General features: G+C 31.0%; 17 protein-coding genes. 12 read left to right on the forward strand and 5 right to left on the reverse strand.

Going from position 1 to position 18,834, the window contains the following annotated elements:
- Nucleotides 1-809 precede the first annotated feature (809 nt).
- From tssD to CVD18_RS13010, 4 genes are all read right to left on the reverse strand, one after another.
- Nucleotides 810-1,199: a type VI secretion system tube protein TssD gene (gene tssD, locus CVD18_RS12995; RefSeq protein ID WP_103865875.1), complete on the reverse strand. Its 390-nt coding sequence runs from the start codon at nt 1,197-1,199 to the stop codon at nt 810-812.
- A 236-nt stretch (nt 1,200-1,435) separates the two neighbouring features.
- A complete protein-coding gene (locus CVD18_RS13000) occupies nt 1,436-2,305 on the reverse strand; it encodes a TssN family type VI secretion system protein (protein ID WP_199185081.1) in 870 nt (289 codons plus the stop codon).
- A gap of 1 nt (nt 2,306) precedes the next feature.
- Nucleotides 2,307-3,224 (reverse strand): type VI secretion system baseplate subunit TssG, encoded by a 918-nt coding sequence (locus CVD18_RS13005; protein WP_103865876.1) that lies wholly within the window; start codon nt 3,222-3,224, stop codon nt 2,307-2,309.
- Between the two features lie 34 nt (nt 3,225-3,258).
- A complete protein-coding gene (locus CVD18_RS13010; RefSeq protein WP_103865877.1) occupies nt 3,259-3,852 on the reverse strand; it encodes a C40 family peptidase in 594 nt (197 codons plus the stop codon).
- A gap of 190 nt (nt 3,853-4,042) precedes the next feature.
- Here CVD18_RS13010 and CVD18_RS13015 point away from each other — a divergent pair, with 190 nt between their 5' ends.
- Genes CVD18_RS13015 through tssO form a run of 5 tightly spaced genes read left to right on the forward strand, consistent with a single transcriptional unit; the run spans nt 4,043 to nt 9,020 of the window.
- Nucleotides 4,043-4,474 (forward strand): GPW/gp25 family protein, encoded by a 432-nt coding sequence (locus CVD18_RS13015; protein WP_103865878.1) that lies wholly within the window; start codon nt 4,043-4,045, stop codon nt 4,472-4,474.
- 6 nt (nt 4,475-4,480) lie between these two features.
- Nucleotides 4,481-6,316: a type VI secretion system baseplate subunit TssF gene (locus tag CVD18_RS13020; RefSeq protein ID WP_103865879.1), complete on the forward strand. Its 1,836-nt coding sequence runs from the start codon at nt 4,481-4,483 to the stop codon at nt 6,314-6,316.
- Between the two features lie 16 nt (nt 6,317-6,332).
- Nucleotides 6,333-7,322 carry a PKD domain-containing protein gene (locus CVD18_RS13025; RefSeq protein ID WP_103865880.1) on the forward strand — a complete coding sequence of 330 codons (990 nt, stop codon included), beginning with the start codon at nt 6,333-6,335 and terminating at the stop codon, nt 7,320-7,322.
- 6 nt (nt 7,323-7,328) lie between these two features.
- Nucleotides 7,329-8,489, forward strand: coding sequence for a hypothetical protein (locus tag CVD18_RS13030; protein ID WP_103865881.1), 1,161 nt, complete (start codon nt 7,329-7,331; stop codon nt 8,487-8,489).
- Between the two features lie 27 nt (nt 8,490-8,516).
- Nucleotides 8,517-9,020, forward strand: coding sequence for a type VI secretion system TssO (gene tssO, locus CVD18_RS13035; RefSeq protein WP_103865882.1), 504 nt, complete (start codon nt 8,517-8,519; stop codon nt 9,018-9,020).
- Nucleotides 9,021-9,099: 79 nt separating this feature from the next.
- Here tssO and CVD18_RS13040 read toward each other — a convergent pair whose 3' ends face one another.
- On the reverse strand, nt 9,100-10,902 hold the full coding sequence (locus CVD18_RS13040) for a M61 family metallopeptidase (RefSeq protein WP_103865883.1): 1,803 nt from the start codon (nt 10,900-10,902) through the stop codon (nt 9,100-9,102).
- An 807-nt stretch (nt 10,903-11,709) separates the two neighbouring features.
- On the opposite strand from CVD18_RS13040, the gene CVD18_RS13045 reads away from it, so the two are divergent.
- The 7 genes from CVD18_RS13045 (at nt 11,710) to CVD18_RS13075 (ending at nt 18,761) form a co-directional block, all read left to right on the forward strand.
- Entirely contained in the window at nt 11,710-12,858 is a 1,149-nt protein-coding gene (locus CVD18_RS13045) for an aminotransferase class V-fold PLP-dependent enzyme (RefSeq protein WP_103865884.1), read from the forward strand.
- Nucleotides 12,851-13,345, forward strand: a complete 495-nt coding sequence (locus tag CVD18_RS13050; RefSeq protein ID WP_103865885.1) for an NUDIX hydrolase — start codon at nt 12,851-12,853, stop codon at nt 13,343-13,345. Before CVD18_RS13045 ends, CVD18_RS13050 begins: the two co-directional genes overlap by 8 nt.
- 13 nt (nt 13,346-13,358) lie before the next feature.
- A complete protein-coding gene (locus CVD18_RS13055; protein ID WP_103865886.1) occupies nt 13,359-14,387 on the forward strand; it encodes a Gfo/Idh/MocA family protein in 1,029 nt (342 codons plus the stop codon).
- On the forward strand, nt 14,384-15,451 hold the full coding sequence (locus CVD18_RS13060) for a DegT/DnrJ/EryC1/StrS aminotransferase family protein (protein ID WP_103865887.1): 1,068 nt from the start codon (nt 14,384-14,386) through the stop codon (nt 15,449-15,451). The genes CVD18_RS13055 and CVD18_RS13060 overlap by 4 nt, the downstream gene beginning before the upstream one ends.
- Before the next feature lie 7 nt (nt 15,452-15,458).
- A complete protein-coding gene (locus CVD18_RS13065) occupies nt 15,459-16,256 on the forward strand; it encodes a Cof-type HAD-IIB family hydrolase (RefSeq protein ID WP_103865888.1) in 798 nt (265 codons plus the stop codon).
- 66 nt (nt 16,257-16,322) lie between these two features.
- Nucleotides 16,323-17,687, forward strand: coding sequence for an MATE family efflux transporter (locus tag CVD18_RS13070; RefSeq protein ID WP_103865889.1), 1,365 nt, complete (start codon nt 16,323-16,325; stop codon nt 17,685-17,687).
- A 36-nt stretch (nt 17,688-17,723) separates the two neighbouring features.
- Nucleotides 17,724-18,761: a GMP reductase gene (locus CVD18_RS13075; protein ID WP_103865890.1), complete on the forward strand. Its 1,038-nt coding sequence runs from the start codon at nt 17,724-17,726 to the stop codon at nt 18,759-18,761.
- The last annotated feature ends 73 nt before the right edge of the window (nt 18,762-18,834 follow it).

Consider the following 18,834-nt stretch of genomic DNA (forward strand, 5'->3'; position numbering starts at 1 on the left):
AACCCTCGCTTGGCTAATGGTATGTGTGGAATTATTTCCATTTCTATTGTATATTTGTCTAGTACGCTGTACATAATGGGCTGCTTTTAAATAATTTACGTGTCGTAACGCAAATATCGGCAGCCCGTTTTTACAATTCAAAAAAAAGTTTAAATCAGTTCTCCCTATAAAATTGCTTTTCATATTAAAGAGCTATTTGAATTATTTTTTACTCAACTACATCAAATACTCTATATTTTATATTATACTCTGTGCATCTGTTTATTTTATAAAACCAATTTCTGAATCTGTATGATATTTTAAATGTTTTATGTAGTTCACTATAGCATGACAAGTTTTATCAGGTAAGTTTAATTCATTAGAATTAACATCATACACTTAACAGTGTAATCAAGTAGATTTTTACTTCTAATTTCTTTTGCTAGTAGCCTTCTACATATAAACCTATTCTACATTTATAATTGTAGACACACAAGTATCTCTATTAAAAAGCAATCCGAGAATATATTGTACGTTTTTTTCTTTTGAGAGATGTCACCTAAACTAACTTTGACTTAATTAAGAAGTAAAAAAAGTTTCACATATTCTTTAACCTAAAATCGTTGCAAATTGAAACAGTTTACTATCTTTTTACTTAAACGTTTTTTGTAATACTCTTAATAAACACATTTAAAAAAAACCTGATGATGTAGGTTTTTAATCATCAAGAATTACTAAGTTTTTATAAAACAAACACTAAGCAAATACAAAAGGAGTGTTTTCACACTCCTTTTGGTATAATTTTCTATAAAATTACTCCTCTATACACTTTATAGAGCCCAATCATTTCTATGCTCTCCATTCCCCATGCTTATTGTTTTTGCTGATACCGTTATGGTCTCTATCATTGGGGTTTTACCATTAGCATCAAAAGTCTCTGTATACTTTACTGCATATGTCATTTCCATCCTTAATTCCTTAAGTGAAGCCTCTGTATCTCTTTTAAAATAAACAATGCTCACATCCTTAGTTTCAAAATTATTAAACATCCAGTCAGAGAGTTTTTGGCTTCCAGTAGACTCAACTGTAATTGTAACTTTACCTCCTCGGGTTATGGTAGATGGGCGCCCAGTTGCATCAGTTTCTTGATGCAAACTATAACTACTGTTTAACACATTAAACTCTTCGCCATCTACTTTAAATACTGCTTTAAAAGACATAATAAAATTTTTAAAAATTAATAATTAAATATAAATAATAATAAACGTGACTTGCACAGTATAAATGTACATAAAATTCATAACCAACACAATACATTTATAATTACTTAATAAGAAATGAAAGAAAAATAGTACAATAAAAATATTTCAACAGTTATCATTGTTAATTTTAGCCAAAAAAAAAAGCTTTGATCTTAAGATCAAAGCTTTTTTTTAACAAAATATTAACTTTTACATTATACTCTCTTGCAAATGATTACATCGTTTTCTTTAATATTATTCCCATCTACCGTCTTATTATAATTAATAAATTTCTGAAAACCTAACCAATTAGGTCTGGTATAAAAAATCCATCCAGATGGGCTATTCCCATTATCTATATAACTTATCTCTCCTCCAGGATGTCTTTCATTATAATCATTGATAAAGAAATAAAACAGTTTACCAAACTCCATTCGTTCTGGAGCTTTTAATCTAAAATTACTAATCTCCTCAATATTTCTTCCTTTATTAAATTCAAATGAAATAACCAATGGATTTACCAGTTCATCATCTTTTGGGTCTTTTACTTTTTTATCAAGAGGATAAAACCACTTTTTATATATTGGCACTGGTATCAATAATGAAAACTCATACAACTTTACTACAGCAAAAGGAATCACAAAAGCAATTACTGCTGCAATAAAAATATAGGTATACTCAGCTTTATACAATCCTATTACGTATACAAAAGAAATCAACCCCACGCATACCGTAACTATTGTATATAAAAATTCTGACCAAAAAGACGTTGGAGTCTCTGATAAATCAGGAAAAAACTTACGCAATGCTAAAACATGTAAAACTCCCAAGATTAAAAACACCACCTGAAAACTTATGAAATTATTAAGCGGAATATTACTTAAGACTCTCTCATTACTCAGTAAGGCTGTAGCAGCAAACAACAGTAACACTACTAGTATATACAGAAAAAACTTCTTCTTATTCTTAGCGAATAGTTTTTTCAAGCCCGTTACAAACCCCATAAGAATTACAGTAATAACAAGCAAAACTATACCTATCTTAAACATATCTGTATTAATAACTGTAAGTAAAAATATTTTCATTTTATATCATTGTTGTTAAGCCCAATCTTGGGTTGTTAGATTCATCCAACACAAATACACTTTCTTGTTTTGAATACGTAATGTTTAGTTTGATTTCTATTTCTAGTGGGATAAAATAGTCACAAAAGGTACTAATAATTTTTTTAGCCACACCATTTTGTAGGAATTTACGCATATTTTTTCTTTCAATAGGACCTATTTCTATTTCAAAATACGGATATAACACCCTAGAATCATTTAATTCTAAAACAAAATCAACCCCCAAAGTATTCGTACTTTCTGTAGCATCTTTATGAGTATATGATTCATGCTTTTTTACAACCCTCACTTTTTCTCCAATTATTTTTTCTAAACTCAAAGCTGTAAGCTCTGGATTTCCTGATATTTTGTGAGCAAAAGGCAGTAGTTTTAGCAATTTCAAGCTATAATTAATTGGCATCTCTTTATCTAATCCCCAAAAATCAAGTAAAAAATCATTTTTTAAGTTTATAAACTCATCTATTAACTCCCTTTCATTCTCTTCTACACGAACTTTCTGAACAAAAAACTCATTCTCAATAGGCGCAAAAAAAGCTCTTGCATCTTGCTCTTCTTCCTTATGCTTTTTCCGTAAACCTCTATAGGAATACTTCCCTTTTTTTACTTGCTCATGAAAAAAAGCTTCAGGAAGCATATCGTATATTCCATTACGAGCTAGATTAAATCGAAGCTTATCTTTTACTGCTGAATACGTATCTAACTTAAAACTAGTAACATCTCTACGGTACGACCTAGAAAATGTACTCTTATTAAAAATATCGATATCACTAAAATCCAAATTAGAGTTCTCAAAAATCTCTGCTACAAAAACCTCTGCTTTTAGACTTCTATAAGCCGTTATCAGCTCGTCGTATATTTCTTGTGTATGTTTTTCTTGCATATACTCTAATGAACCCGTGTGAAGTTGGGACTATTTAGTTTAATTTATGATTGGTGTTTTTTGGCTTCCTCCCTGCTGCTACAAACATTCTTTGCCAACGCTTATCTGTAAAATTGCTAATCTGAACCCCATTATCTCCAGATGCACTCAAATTTGATGTAGAATGCACAAAATAATCATTCCCTAAATAAATACCTACATGAGTTATAGGATGATACTCAGACCCTTTATGATTAAAAAACAACAGATCCCCTTGTTTTAAAAACTCCTGTCCGATAAATTTATCAGTACTAGGCGCCATGTATTGCTTTTCTGCAGTTCTTTCTATAAGATTACCATATACATCATGATATAAAAACTGTGTAAAAAAAGAACAATCTATACCTCTTTTATTTTCTCCTCCCATTTTATAAGGAGTCCCCATCCAACTATCAACAAATTTATACAAAGGTATATTTTTGATCTTCTCGGGTTCGACATCAATAATTCTACCATATTTTTTCTGAATAGGTAATACCTCCTGCTCTTGCTGATCCTTACTTTTTAAATAAGCAATAGCGTCTTTTCCTTTACAACTAACCAACATAGAAACTATCAAAATCACTGACAACCTAAAAAACACTCTCATATCTATATAATCATTTCTACAAATATAAAAACTTCTTTCCTTTCTTTATATATATTTTACCTATCTCATAAAAATAACATATCTATTTAAAAAATCATTGGGGTTTCTCTTATAATTCGTTTGTAGTATACAAAACTTTATTAAATTGCATTATATTTCATTCAAATCTCTTAGCTCATATTTATTTTATATGATAAAATCATATTACAGCTTACCTTTGCAAGCCAAAAAAATTATTGCCAATGAAGAGGCTGAACAATGTGATATAGGAAAGTCCATTGCCAATTTCATTCATCTTATCACAACTACTCATTTTGGAGAGTGTACTTTTGATGAAACTTTTGGGTGCTCTATTTGGAATGTTGATTTTGACAACCTCACAACAACCAATAGGCTTAGAGATATTATCTCAGACTCTCTTCTTGAAAGTATTACAACCAAAGAAAAAAGATTAAAAAACGCTACTTTGAAAGTAGTAATAAAACAAGATGAATTTATAAGTAATGCTAACCTAAACAGAGTAAAAAAACGTGTAGACATCAAAATAAATGCTACTATACGTCTAACCAACGAACCTTTTTATTGTATAGAAAGGTTTTATATTGCACCGCTTTCATTTTAAATATTTATGAGTCAAGAAAACAAAACTCAAATAAAAAACAGAATGATCAAAAAGGCTGCTTCTCTCTGGGGAGTACAGCCAAATGAGATAGAAACCTCTTTTGATCCCGTAATCACCCTTCTTATTAGCGCATGCGCTTCTGAAATTGCAAAAATCTCTGGAGAGATCAACAACTCTCAATCAAGAGTAACAGAGCAGCTCATACAACTTATGACACCAGAAACATTATATGGTGCACGACCCGCTCATGCAATTGCCTATGTAGAACCTATTTCTCCTGAAAGCACAATTTCTCCTGAAAACCTATTTTACTTCAACAAAAAGATAAAAGGCTCTAAGGCAGAACAAAAAACAAAAAACATATTTTTCTCTCCAGCCCAAGAAAGCAAACTAATAGATGCCCAAATTACTCATATGTTATGTGGTGATGAAGGGTATGAAATTGAAGGAAAACTACGAACCAACATAACGCTTTCTAAAAAAGACAAAAGAGCTCTGCCGTCTTCTACCATATATTTAGGTATCAAATCCGAAAATGATACCATCAACCTAAAAAATGTTTCTTTATTTTTTGAAATATTAGACATTCAGGATAGAGAATTATTTTACCATCATTTACGACAAGCAAAATTTTACTATAACGATTCCCTTATCAATGTTTCTACAGGGTATATGAATAGTGATAACTCTAAGCGTTTAGATTTAGAATCTATATTTGCACACACCCCAAATAAGACTAGAAACATTGAAAATGATGTAAAAAAAATATACGAAAAGCATTATATAACTTTAAAATCGAACATTTCATTACAAAGAGATGGTAAAATTCCTAAGGAAATTATTAAATTTATAGATTATGAAGATACCGAGGATTTTCAGGATATAAATTGGATCAAAATAGTTTTCCCTAAAGTTATCAGTAATACTGTTTTACAAAGCTTGTTTTGCTCTTTTAATGCCTTTCCTGTATTAAACAGAAAGTTAGAAAGTGTTTCTTTTCAATTAAAAGATTATATCAACATAGCACCTTTAAGTACTATGGATTTATTTCTGGATATCAAATCAGTAAGTAACACCTCTGGAGAAACGTATAATCTTAGAGCTGATGATGCAGAAAAAGATCAGAAAGGAACCTTTGTAATACGAAGAGATAATGTAGGTAAACTCGATTCTAGAAAAGCTAAAGAGTATTTATTACATCTTATAGAGCTATTAAAAGATGAGAGTGCTGCTTTTTCTGTTTATGGAAGTGATTTTTTACAATCCAATGTCAATAAACTAAATCAAAATATTGCTACCTTAGAAAAAAAGGTGTTGGATATGACCAAAACAATTGCAGAAACAAATTATGTTTCTGTAAAACCATATAGAAAAAAAGATACTCTTCTTATAGAATATTGGACAACAAATGGACAAGAAGCTAATCAAATAAAATCAGGAAAGACACTGGACATATATAAAGGAAGTGAATTAAAACAGAAAAGTGGAGTTTTTTTAACTCCTACTTTTCAAGGGAAAGATAATTTAACTATGGAGGAACGACTCTACGCATACCGTAGAGCTTTACTTTCTAGAAATAGAATTATCACTAAAGAAGATGTAAAAGCATTATGCTATGAGATATGTAGTAACAAGATTAATGAAGTAACCATAAAAAAAGGATTTAAAACAAATACAGGGTTAAACAAAGGACTGGTTCCATCTATAGAGATAACATTACACCCAAATTCTTCTGTAAAAACATCTGATTTAGAATGGGATTCTATAAAAATTAATATTTTGTCTATATTAGAGAAGCAATCATTAAATCTTTTTCCTTACTATATCACTGTATTGAATTAATTAAAATTTCACACTAATGAAAACATCAGATACATCACAAAATACTTTTATAGATAAAAGTATCATTATGTTTTTTATCGTAACAATTTTTATTACTGCTACCGTTTTTGCTTTTAAATACGCAAACTATACTCCTTGTGAGATCATAGATTTTGATATAAATGCAAAAAACTATAGAGTTGGAGAAATTATACGATTCAAAGATAATACTGACGGAGCTTTTAAACGAGAATGGAATTTTGGAGACAGCTCCAAAGTACGTTCTGGGTTATCCCCTTTTCATACTTATGAAAAAGCAGGAAAATATAACATCGCTTTAAAAGTAAATGGTAATTGTGAAAGAATAAAAACTATTGTCATCAAAGAAAAGGTTTTTATTCTAGACTCCACCAAACTAGCAAAATTCAAAATCCCTTCTTCTATAAAAGTAGGTGAACCTTTAAGGATTAAAGATCAAACCAAAGATGCCTACAGATGGGAATGGAGGTTTGGAGAAACTGCTGAAGTAAACTCTACCAAAAAAAATCCTAGATATACTTATGAATCACCAGGATTGAAGACTATTACCTTGGTAGTAAATGATGACACTAGGTATGCAACTAGAAAAAAAATTAATGTACTACCCAATAAGAAAAAGACTACTAGCCCTATAAGAAGAAGGCGTATACCAAGACCAACAATAACAACTCGCCCGCCAATTAAGGTTGCTCCAGATGAAGAAGATCCAAAAGAATTTAGAGCACCAAATATCAAAGACAGTGATTTTGCTATAAAAATAATGGCTGTAGCAGATAAAAAAGCAAGTGCTAAGGATTTTGGCCCTTACTTATGTAATAATCTGCAATTACCCATAAATGCTAGAGGGAAACGAACTACGTTTATAGATTTTTGCAACAAAATAAAAGGTAAAAACATAAAAATCAAAGAACTGGAAATATTTAGAAATAAAAACAACAATTGTATTGAATATATTACAATACAATATTCTAGAACTGGTTTATTTTAAGAAAAAATGAAATTAGAAGATAAAAAATATTATCACGTTAACTGGATTGACGGAATGAAAATCAATAAAAATCGCTTTATTGATATGGAGAATGCATTGACTCAATTCTCTCAACTAGTTAGCTCTAGAGGATTAAATAGTAACAATTATGGTTTATTACCTGGTTTTGGATCTGATGAGGCTGTAAAAATGACTTTCTCAGTAGATGGTCAGGAAACGATAAAAGTACAACTAAACAGATGTAGAGCTATTACAGCTGGAGGACATTTGATACATATCACGTCAGAAATAACCTCTTTTCTTGAAAGCGAAGGTAATCTTATCACTACTAACTACGCAATCAATGGTACTGAAGAAGAATGCTATATTGTTTTAAGTATTAATCCCTATGTAAGGACTCCTATAGGAGATGCTGATCCTGAAGAAGAGCCACCTCGTCATCCTTTTGTGCTACCTGAATACAAGCTTAATATCGTTGGTAAAAATGAGGTCAATGCAGAAGAATTTGGAAAGTATCATATTACCATAGGAAAAATTATTTTTGAGGAAGGGTCTGCGCCATATCTGGCAGAAGATTTTATACCTCCTTGCACATCTATTCTAAGCCATCAAGATCTTTTATACACCTATTCTGAAATCGGTACTTTTTTTAATGCACTAGAAAAGTATTCTATGAATATCGTGCAAAAGATATATCAGAAAAAACAATCCAATGATCTTGCAAAAATGGTATTGACAATATGCCAAAACACTTTGCAGTACCTAGGAGGAATGGTACCAGAATATCGTATGAATGATAAGCAGGCTCCTCCTATTTTTATGATCTGCAAATTAATGTCTCTTGCCAGAGTCATAAAAACTAATATGGATATCTATGCTGGTACTGGTAAAGAAGAATTACTAAACTATCTTTCTGATTGGTGCGACCTGAATCAAGGGGCATTTGAAAATACGTTGGTAGAAATGATAGAATTACAATATATTCACACAGATATTAATTCTGCTTTGAATTATGTTTCTAACTTTACCAAACTTATGTTATCCTTATTCAAAAAATTAAACGAATTAGATTATATAGGTAAGAAAACAGATTCTAATATCTTTGTTAAAGAAGAAGTGATCGCTAAACAAGATGTTAAAAACAGAAGAAGCTTTCTCCTAGATTAAAAATATCAACCCAAATAAAAATATAAAATGAAACCAAAGAATAGTAAAGAAAGAAGAAATAGTATATTAAAATTCGCATTGTTATTTCTTTTTACAGCAACCTTAATTGTAATTACTTTCTTTTTTGATTTTGACAGGGTTCCATTAAAAGAAAACTCTGTACTAAGAGAAAGATCTAAAGCGATAGAAACAGAAGTTCAATTTCAAGAGAAATTTTCTGGAGAAATGGTAAAAATAAGATCGCTATTAGACTCTTTAGATACTCCTGGTCAAAATACACAATATATCAATGCTCTTTTAAATTCTAAAATTGTAGATCTACAAAAATCTATTCCAGAAGAAGATTCTACATATAGATACGATATGTATAATAGTATCGTAAAATCTTTTGTAGACTTACAAGGGTTCAAAAACAAATTAAAAGACTTTGAAGATGTTGATACAAAACTAGAAGAATACGAAATAGAATTAGAAAGAGTAAATCTAGAGCTAGAAAAAGCCAAACGTTATGTTGATGCTTTAAGGCGTTAATACTCTCCCATATAGTACAAAAAAAGAGGCTTTTTTAAAGCCTCTTTTTTTGTACTATATGGGTTATAAAATTCTTCCTTTATTTTTGATTCAGCCAATTTTTACGTCGTTGTAGCGCTTTTTCATTAGGCTTAGTATGCTCTGTAAGAGTTATTTTTGGATTCTTTTCAATTTTTACATAAGTCGTTCTATCCGTTCCGTTTCTTTTGTATTGTAATACTACTTTTTTTCCAATTTTATTCTTATTCACTACTTCATGATACTGATCTATATCAGAAAACGATTTGTTACCAATAGATATAATAACATCTTCTTTCTCAAGACCAGCCTCATAGGCAGGAGTTCCTTGTCTAGTATATTCTGATATTCTTGCCAAACCATTCTTTGTAAATTCTATTTCTGCACCTATATAAGGATCTTCTTCTGTTTTAAGAGAGATAGCAACTGCCCCAAATAGTTTTTTGAAATCAGGTACTTCACTACCATTTATATATTTAGAAAAAAAGCTATCTGCAAATGATGAACCAGCATATTCTCTCAAAGTAATATATAGATTATCCAAAGTATATGCTATTTCGGTCTTACCATATTTTGTCCAGAATAATTTCATAAAATCATCTAAGTTAAGATCATCCTTTGCATCTCTAAGTGATAAGTCTAGTGCCAACCCCAACATATTACCATACGAATAATAAGAAACGTATGTATTTTCTGTATTAATTGGGTCTATAGAAACCGCAGCATCCATAAAAGGAGCTTTACGACTTATTTCTCTTGGTGTAAAAAATTGTAACGCAGGAGAATTCCACACCTTATTATATGTTGTTGCCAACTTAACAAGATACTCTTCTTGACTGATGATACCTGTTCTACATAAGATTAAATTAGTATAGTAACTGGTTACCCCTTCTGCAAACCATAGTTCTTCAGAAATGTTAGCCTTATCAAAATCAAAAGGTTCTAAAGACAACGGGCGGATTCTTTCTACATTCCATGCATGAAAAAACTCATGAGCAAAAGTCCCTATATTATCTTTCATCCCTCCATCAGAAAGACTCTTTGGATTTGTAATAACTGTAGAATTACGGTGTTCCATTCCATCTCTAGATACCTGAGGCATAAAAGAAACTAGAAATATATATTCATTATTCTCAAAACTTGGATAATCACCAAAAACTTGTTTCTCTTCTTCAGCTATCTTTTTAATAGATTCAAAAAACTCATCTGCTTCTTGATCTGTACCATTATGATGTAATGCCATCTTAATAGTATGCGCTGTATTTCCTTCTCCAATCTTATGCTGTTTTACAACATGATTACTCAACAATGCAGGACTATCCATAAAAAGTTGAAGATTTGGAGCTCTAAAGTTATTTCCTTGCAAGCGTTCCATTTGAGTAGCTATCTTCCATCCAAGATCATTACGAGTTACATATAATATCTCTACAGGACGATCCTTAAGTTTTGGAACATACATAAATGTAGCAGGGTTATTGATTATCGCATGTGTCTCATCTATTTGAGAGTAAGTACCATCTCCTCGATCGCCAAATAATGTATAATACACATGAATAGTACCATCATGTCCTGTAACATCCCACTGATGTAAATTTGGTCTGGTAACGTTTACTTTTTTTCCTCTACTATCTGTAATTTTCACATTATAGATATTCTTTGCAAATTCATGCAATGCATATCGCCCAGGTGACGTTCTACTCATTCTTAGAGAAACAGTACCTGATTGAAGATTTGTAAAAGTTGCTGTTACATTAGCCTCATGATGCTCTGCATTATCAAACGAAATTGAATATTTATTTCTTATTTGCGCAAAGTTTGATTGTAATGTAAAAAATAAAAAGATGATTAGTGAAAAATATCTCATTAGTAATATATTTTAAATTTTAGTAAAACAAAAACAATTAGAATCGATTGTAATTCTTATAATGCTACTGTCAGTTTCTTTTCTAAAGCCCGTAAAAAGGAGTTCAAAAATACGATTATCTGATAACTATGCAAACATAGATTTTGTAATTGAGGACATATCCAACAATTACATTCAAAATCATTGGTTGGAACATCTATTTTTTGCAAAAAAACAAACATAACTCTCCATAAACCAATAATCATTCCTATTAAACTCTCTCTTTTTATTAGTATAATAAATAAAAAATATTATACTTTTTTGTTAAACTCTCTTTAAAAAATTAATAAATCATGAGGCAAAACCATGTTATTTGTTTAGGAATCGTTAAATTTTACTTTTAAACCATTTTAAACACCTACAAATCAATTTGTTAAAAATCACTTTTAAGGCAATGTATATTAAGCTTTTACAAAGTTTTTATTTTAACAAAACATATATAAATATGGTTTTAACCTCAAGATTTTGAGGTAATTCCATGATAGCGATCAGATCTAATTATTTAATTTTGAGATAGATGTAATTTCCCCCTTTTTAATCTGAGAAATTTACACCAAAATCAGTTTACCCCTAGAATCTTATTTTTTTGCTATCAAAGATTTAATATTTCACTTTATGATATAATAACTATCGTTTAAAAAAGACTGTGTTCTTATATTTTTTTGGCCAATTTATTCAGTTTTCAATATCAAGAAATAAAAATTGGTGAATACCCAAGCCCCTATTCTTATCGTAAAAATTTTATTATAAATAATTAATAAAAATAATATGTTATTAAAAACAACAGATCAAAAGTCTGATAAGGTATATGATAATTGTTTTATTAATATCGATGATTCTGATTTTGATCATATAAAAAAAGCACTTCAAAAAGATCGTATATCAGGAAAATCAGAAGTTGTTAAACAATATGAAGCATCATTAGCAAATTTCTTTGATTCTCCTTTTGCACTGGCATGTAGCAACGGAACATTAGGAATACAAATGGTATTAATGGCTAATAATGTAGCGAGTGGTGATGAAGTAATTCTACCTTCAACTGCTCCTGTAATGTGTGTGTTTCCGATAATGAGCCTGGGAGCCATCCCTATTTTTGTTGATACACATACAACAAATTTTAATCTTGATATCGAAGATTTAAAAAAGAAAATATCTTCAAAAACTAAAATTGTAATGAATGTTCCTATGTGGGGATATGCAAATAATATTGAAGAAATTGTAGCCTGTTGTCATAGCAAAAATATAAAAGTAGTAGAAGACAACTCTCACTGCCATGCCACTCAACTCAACAAAAAATACTTAGGTGTCTTTGGTGATTATGCTGTTTTTAGTACCCATGAAAGAAAAATGATCACCACCGCAGAAGGAGGATTTTTATTAGTCAAAAACAGTAATGATTATCAAAAATTACATGAACTAAGGTCGTTTGGAGAAAGTGCTATCCCTAATGATAACACTCCTTACGGAAACTCCTTTGGGCTTAATTTTAGAATTAGCGGAATCAATGCTGCTTTAGGAATAAGCCAATTAGCCAAAATTGAAGATAAAATACAGCAAAGACACACTATTGCTCAAACCATAGTACAAGAATTATCTTTGATAACTCCTGAGCTAAAAGAACTAGTAAAAGCAAAATCCTCTAGAAGTAACTACTATGCTATGGTACTATTAGCAGATTCTAAGCTCAAAGACAATTTAGAGCAATTTTTATTTAAAAAAAATATCATATCAGACCCTTTTAGATATGGGTATGCCCCACTTTATGATATGAATATTTTTAAAAAATATAAAAAAGGAAATTGCCATAACTCAGAATTTTTAATCAAGTCTGTCTTGACACTCCCTACTCATGAGGGGCTTTCTGATTACGACATAGAATATATAATTAAAACGATAAGAACTTACTTTGATGGTTAAACAGTTTACATCTAGTGTTATTGTATTTGATAACCTAGAACACGATCCCAAGGTCCTTTTGATACACCACAACAAATTCAATAAATGGATGATCCCAGGGGGGCATGTAGAACAACCTTTTGAATCACCTAGCGAAGCAGGGATACGAGAGGTGCTAGAAGAAACAGGAATAGAAATATCTTTATTCTCCTTTATACATGAACCTCTTGAAGCAGAAGATGCCAAATGTGTAATTCCACCAGAATACCTACATGAACAAATAATACCTCAGAGAAAATTTCAACCCACACACATACATATGGACTCTCTTTATTTGGGTTTAAAAGAAGGTGGGGAACTTAAAGTGAATACATCAGAGGCCAAAGAAGCAAAATGGGTTACCCTAGAAAACATAGAGTCTCTGAACTTATTTGACGGAACTTATAAACTAATCAAAAAAGCATACACCAACTTAACACACAAAAAAACAATTTATAACAACTTTTAAAACCACATTCATTATGAAAAAGCTAAAAGTAGGCATTGTTGGACTTGGGGAGCAAATGGGGGACAATATACTTCCCTCTGTATTATTATCATCCTATGCTCGAATCACTGCTATTTGTGATATTGATACTGATAGATTAAAATCTTTTCAAGAAAAATATTCAATACGCTATACCTATCACTCTTATAAACAGATGATAGACAATATAGACCTTGATGTAATAATTATATGTTCATATCCAGATGTTCATTTTGAAGTTGCTCGCTATGCTATTCTAAAGAATATTGCGGTTTTTGTAGAAAAACCCCCTACTAGAACTACAAAACAACTAAAAGAGTTAATCTATCTCGCTGAAAAAATGGAGATTAAAACTGGAGTAGGTATGAATTTTAGTTACACCTATTCAAATGAGGTTAGCCATAAAATAATGCAAGAAGGAAATTTTGGCGAATTATCCTATATAAGTATCGAACATATCAGTAGTAAACCCAGAGAACCTTTCTGGAACTATGATTCTGTTATAGAATCTTTTTTACTAGCACAATTAATACACCCTTTGGATTATCTATTACGTTTTTTCAATAAGAAATATAGTAAACTAGAAGTATTCTGTTCTTCATCTACCAAACCATTTTTTATTCAATTAATGTTTACTTCTCATAAAGGAATTATTGGTAGCCTTTTGAGTGGTACATACGCACAAAGATTTCAACATAAAATAGAAATTATAAGCAACAAAGGGAATTCTATCAAGATAACCGATCTAAACAAAGTAGAAATTTCTAGCCCAGAAATCTCCTCCCCTTTTGAGATGAACACAAAAAAATGCTCCTTAAATCTATACAAAAGCCCTCTTAAATCAGGCTTCAATGACTCTGGATATCAGAACGAACTAGATTTATTTTTCAAACATATTTTGTTTAACGAAAAATTCTCGCACTCATTCGATGATATGTTACCAGTATATACCACTATGGATACCATATCTCAACAAATTGATAATCAATTAATTAATTTAAAATCAAAAGCAGCATTGGTATGATGACTAGAATGGTATCCTCGTATAATACTTCAATTTTTGACAAAGTCAAAAATCAAAGTACATCTACACCACCAGACATTGCTGATGATGTAATTCTTTATGAGAATAATTTAAAAGAATATTATGGTTGCAAATATGCATTAGCATTGACATCTGGAACAGCCTCTATTATAGTTGCACTACATGCTTTAGGAATTGATTATGGTGATCAAGTAATTACATCTCCTGCTGCTCCTATGTGTACTGCTTTCCCTATAATGTATGCTACAAAAACAGTCCTTTTTAGTGATATCTGCAATGATAATTTTGGACTTGATATAGACAAACTCAAAAATCTTGATTTAAAAAATATTAAAGCAATTGTAGAAGTCCCTATGTGGGGATATCCCACAGATATGATAAAACTTAGAGATTTTGCAAAAAACAATAACATTGCTCTCATTGCAGATTTAGCATTAAGCCCCGTTACCAAAATCCATGCAAAATACTTATTCAATTATGCAGATATAGCATGTTATAGCACACAACAAAGTAAACTTTTTTCTACAGGAGGAGAAGGTGGATATATTATTACTAATAATGAAGAGCTATATGAAAAAGCATTTAGCTTTTCTAGAATGGGAAATCTTGACGGAGTGAATTTTGGAGTAAATTTCAAAATCAGTGACTTACAAGCAAAAGAAGGAACCAAACAGCTCAGTAAATTACATGAAACCATTGAGCTACGAAAGTACAATGCTAATTATATAAGGAGTAGAATAAAAAGTAATACTATCTCAGAAATAAAAATCCTAAACTCAGGAGAACCAAGCTATCAAAGAATGGTGCTTCTTTGTCAAACTGGAAATACTGAGCTAATAAACGACCTAACCCATAAAAATCATATTCAATCTGATGTTGTTTCATATAATATCAAACCTTTATATGACTACCCTATTCTAGCAAAGTATAAAACAAAATGCCCAAATACAGAACGTATTTTAAGTACCATGACTACTATTCCTTTACACTTACAATACAATAATCAACTTGATAAGATAATAACCATTATTAATAATCATTGAAAAATAAATGACCTTGATAAATACAAGCCATCGTATTAAACTGATATCAATAGACCTTGATGGAACTTTATTAAATGATGCTAAGAGTGTTTCTAGAACAGATATACAAACCTTGCTCACCTGTAAAAAAGAAGGGTATCAATTGGTTTTTAATACCGCACGACCATTAAGAATGATTCCCACTGATTTACTAAACATCTTTTCTGATGAATACTGGATATTATCTAATGGAACAACCATGATCAAAGACACTCAAATAGTATTTGATATTACCTATAAAATATCAGAGATTACCTCTTTGATTCATTGGTTGAATGAGTTAAATAAAGATTATTTCTCTTTTGAATCAAAAGGAAATATATTCTCTTTCTCAAAACTGCCAGATCAATATATCTCAGAGGTTATCAGTATAAAAGAAGTCTCTGATTACCATATAAACAAATTATTGATAATATCTGAGGGCTGTGATTTTCCACACAAACATATCGATACTTTTATAAGTAGTGACTTAAAAAAATTGATTACAGAAAATGGTAAATACATACAAATAATGCCCAAAGAAGTTTCAAAACTTTTTGCTGTAGAAAAATTATGCCATCACTTACAAATCGATCTAGAAAGTGTGCTATCATTTGGAGATGATTTAAACGATTTTGAAATTTTACAAGCAACAGGAATAGGAGTTGCAATGGCAAATGCACATCATAACATTACTAGTAAAGCTGATTTTGTTACCAAGTCCAATAATGAAAGTGGGGTAAGTCATTTTATAAACACTCAAATACTGAAACAATTAAATAAGTAGGTAGTGAGCCTATAACCAATTAAAGAATGATATCTCAAGTAATTTTAAAAAACACTATAACTGCACATGTTTAAAAACTTTTTTTCACCAAAACATACATATAACATTCTGGTTTTAGCATTTCCTATTATGTTAAGTCATGTAGGAAATATGCTGGTAGGTGTAGTAGACACTATTATGGTTGGGGACTTAGGAGTAAATGAACTCGCGGCAATATCTCTTGCCAATGCAGTTTTTCATTTAGCCACTATTCTTGGAGTTGGAGTCTCTATGGGGCTAACTCCTTTGATTATTAAATATAGTACCGATAAAAATGAGATGAAAAAAGAAGATCAAGAGAGTTACTATTTTAATAGTTTATTCATCAATATACTTACAGGAATCGTACTATTTATAGTACTAGTAATCTTTGGTAAATTTAGCTATCTATTTAATCAGCCAGAAGAAATTCTCGATCTTACAGAAAATTATCTTCAGATAGCGGGCTTATCGTTGGTACCGCTTTTATTTTTTCAAACTGCCAGACAGCATCTAGAAGCTCTCGAATATACCAAAGTAGCATTATACTATGGTATTATCTCTAATCTTATCAATGTACTATTGAATTACATTCTTATCTACGGAAAATTTGGATTCCCACAATATGGATTAGAAGGAGCGGCCACTGCCACCCTAATAGCAAGATGTGTCCTAGCCATACTGATCACATTTTATTTTGTAAAAATAGTACCTGTCTCATTTTTTGACCTAAGTTTTAAAAAGCATTTCAGTTCAAAAAAAATCAAAGAATTATTAAATATGGGACTTCCTATAGGTACTCACTTTGCATTAGAATATGGAGCTTTTAGTTTTGCATGGCTTATGACGGGATGGATTAGCTCTGTTGCATTATCCTCCTTTCAGATTGCTATCAATCTATCGGGGATAACTTATACGGTCGCAATAGGACTTGCTGCAGCAGTAACGGTAAAGTATGGCAAACAGTATTCTCTTAGAAACCGTCTAGAGATGAAAAAAGTAGGTATTTCCTCATTCGTAATCAATATTGCAATAATGTCATTATTTGCACTTGTATTCATAGTTTTCAGAGACATACTCCCCAAGCTATATATCAAAGATATAGAAGTGGTTGAACTCACCTCTTCTCTATTATTGATCGCCGCAGTATTTCAAATATCAGATGGATTACAGGTCAACACCTTAGGATTACTAAGAGGTATAGAAGATGTCAAAATACCAACAATGATCACTTTGATATCCTATTGGGTGATTGCCATGCCAGTGTCATACATTCTGGCTTTTCACAAAAACATGGGGGCTCAAGGAGTATGGATAGGCTTATTAACAGGGCTTACCTTCTCTGCCATTGCACTGATATATAGGCTTATTTATGCAACCAATGCTAAACTCTCTTTAGAACCCAGTAGATAAAAAATATACTTATAAAACCAATTTACAGATTTTGTCATGAGAATAGAAAACGATATAAAACTTAGCTTTAAAGATGTAATGATCAGACCAAAAAGATCTATCATAAAAAGTCGATCTGAAGTCGATCTAAACAGAACTTTTAAATTTTTACACTGCCAAAAGATATGGAAAGGAGTTCCTATCATAGCTTCAAATATGGATACAGTAGGGACCTTTGAGATGGCCAGTGCTTTATCAAAATTCAATATTATAACAGTCATTCACAAACACTATTCTATACAAAACTGGAAAACGTTTCTTGCGCTCAATTCAAGCGAATCACTGCCTCATATAGCAGTCAGTACAGGAATCAAAGATGATGATTTCAAGAAACTAGATGAGATTATAAACTTAGATAGTCGTATAGAAATGATTTGTGTAGATGTAGCCAATGGCTATTCAGAAACATTTGTTGATTTTGTAAAAAAATTAAGACGTACCTATATAGATAAAATCATTGTTGCAGGAAATGTAGTTACTGGTGAAATGGTAGAAGAACTGTTATTATCTGGAGCTGATATTGTAAAAGTAGGTATTGGACCTGGATCAGTATGTACTACCAGAGTAAAAACTGGTATTGGATATCCACAATTATCTGCCGTCATAGAATGTGCAGATGCTGCTCATGGATTAGGAGGTCAGATAATTAGTGATGGAGGGTGCACTACTCCAGGAGATGTTGCCAAAGCCTTTGGAGGTGGTGCCGATTTTGTAATGCTGGGAGGAATGCTTGCTGGGCATACAGAAAGTGGTGGCGAAATGGTAGAAGAACAAGGAGAAACCTATAAACTGTTTTATGGTATGAGCTCTTCTACAGCAATGAACAAATATGAAGGAGCTGTAGCTAACTATCGTGCTAGTGAAGGTAAAACGATAAAAATTCCATTCAAAGGTCAAGTTTTTGAAACTGTAAAAGATATTTTAGGAGGATTGCGTAGTACCTGTTCTTATGTAGGTGCAAAAAGACTAAAGGAACTTACCAAAAGAACTACATTTATCAGAGTAACAGAACAAGAAAATCAAATTTATAGCTAAACAAGATTATTATAACACCAATTCTCAATTAAACAAGCCAGTTTTTATATTTTGATAAAAACCTCTAATCATA

This window comes from Aquimarina sp. I32.4 (assembly GCF_002924285.1).
GTDB lineage: Bacteria > Bacteroidota > Bacteroidia > Flavobacteriales > Flavobacteriaceae > Aquimarina.

Bases quoted from the DNA above. Each gene is read 5' to 3' on its own strand.
- tssD (WP_103865875.1), bottom strand. From the start codon at position 1,199: ATGTCTTTTAAAGCAGTATTTAAAGTAGATGGCGAAGAGTTTAATGTG.
- CVD18_RS13000 (WP_199185081.1), bottom strand. From the start codon at position 2,305: ATGAAAATATTTTTACTTACAGTTATTAATACAGATATGTTTAAGATA.
- CVD18_RS13005 (WP_103865876.1), bottom strand. From the start codon at position 3,224: ATGCAAGAAAAACATACACAAGAAATATACGACGAGCTGATAACGGCT.
- CVD18_RS13010 (WP_103865877.1), bottom strand. From the start codon at position 3,852: ATGAGAGTGTTTTTTAGGTTGTCAGTGATTTTGATAGTTTCTATGTTG.
- CVD18_RS13015 (WP_103865878.1), top strand. From the start codon at position 4,043: ATGATAAAATCATATTACAGCTTACCTTTGCAAGCCAAAAAAATTATT.
- CVD18_RS13020 (WP_103865879.1), top strand. From the start codon at position 4,481: ATGAGTCAAGAAAACAAAACTCAAATAAAAAACAGAATGATCAAAAAG.
- CVD18_RS13025 (WP_103865880.1), top strand. From the start codon at position 6,333: ATGAAAACATCAGATACATCACAAAATACTTTTATAGATAAAAGTATC.
- CVD18_RS13030 (WP_103865881.1), top strand. From the start codon at position 7,329: ATGAAATTAGAAGATAAAAAATATTATCACGTTAACTGGATTGACGGA.
- tssO (WP_103865882.1), top strand. From the start codon at position 8,517: ATGAAACCAAAGAATAGTAAAGAAAGAAGAAATAGTATATTAAAATTC.
- CVD18_RS13040 (WP_103865883.1), bottom strand. From the start codon at position 10,902: ATGAGATATTTTTCACTAATCATCTTTTTATTTTTTACATTACAATCA.
- CVD18_RS13045 (WP_103865884.1), top strand. From the start codon at position 11,710: ATGTTATTAAAAACAACAGATCAAAAGTCTGATAAGGTATATGATAAT.
- CVD18_RS13050 (WP_103865885.1), top strand. From the start codon at position 12,851: ATGGTTAAACAGTTTACATCTAGTGTTATTGTATTTGATAACCTAGAA.
- CVD18_RS13055 (WP_103865886.1), top strand. From the start codon at position 13,359: ATGAAAAAGCTAAAAGTAGGCATTGTTGGACTTGGGGAGCAAATGGGG.
- CVD18_RS13060 (WP_103865887.1), top strand. From the start codon at position 14,384: ATGATGACTAGAATGGTATCCTCGTATAATACTTCAATTTTTGACAAA.
- CVD18_RS13065 (WP_103865888.1), top strand. From the start codon at position 15,459: ATGACCTTGATAAATACAAGCCATCGTATTAAACTGATATCAATAGAC.
- CVD18_RS13070 (WP_103865889.1), top strand. From the start codon at position 16,323: ATGTTTAAAAACTTTTTTTCACCAAAACATACATATAACATTCTGGTT.
- CVD18_RS13075 (WP_103865890.1), top strand. From the start codon at position 17,724: ATGAGAATAGAAAACGATATAAAACTTAGCTTTAAAGATGTAATGATC.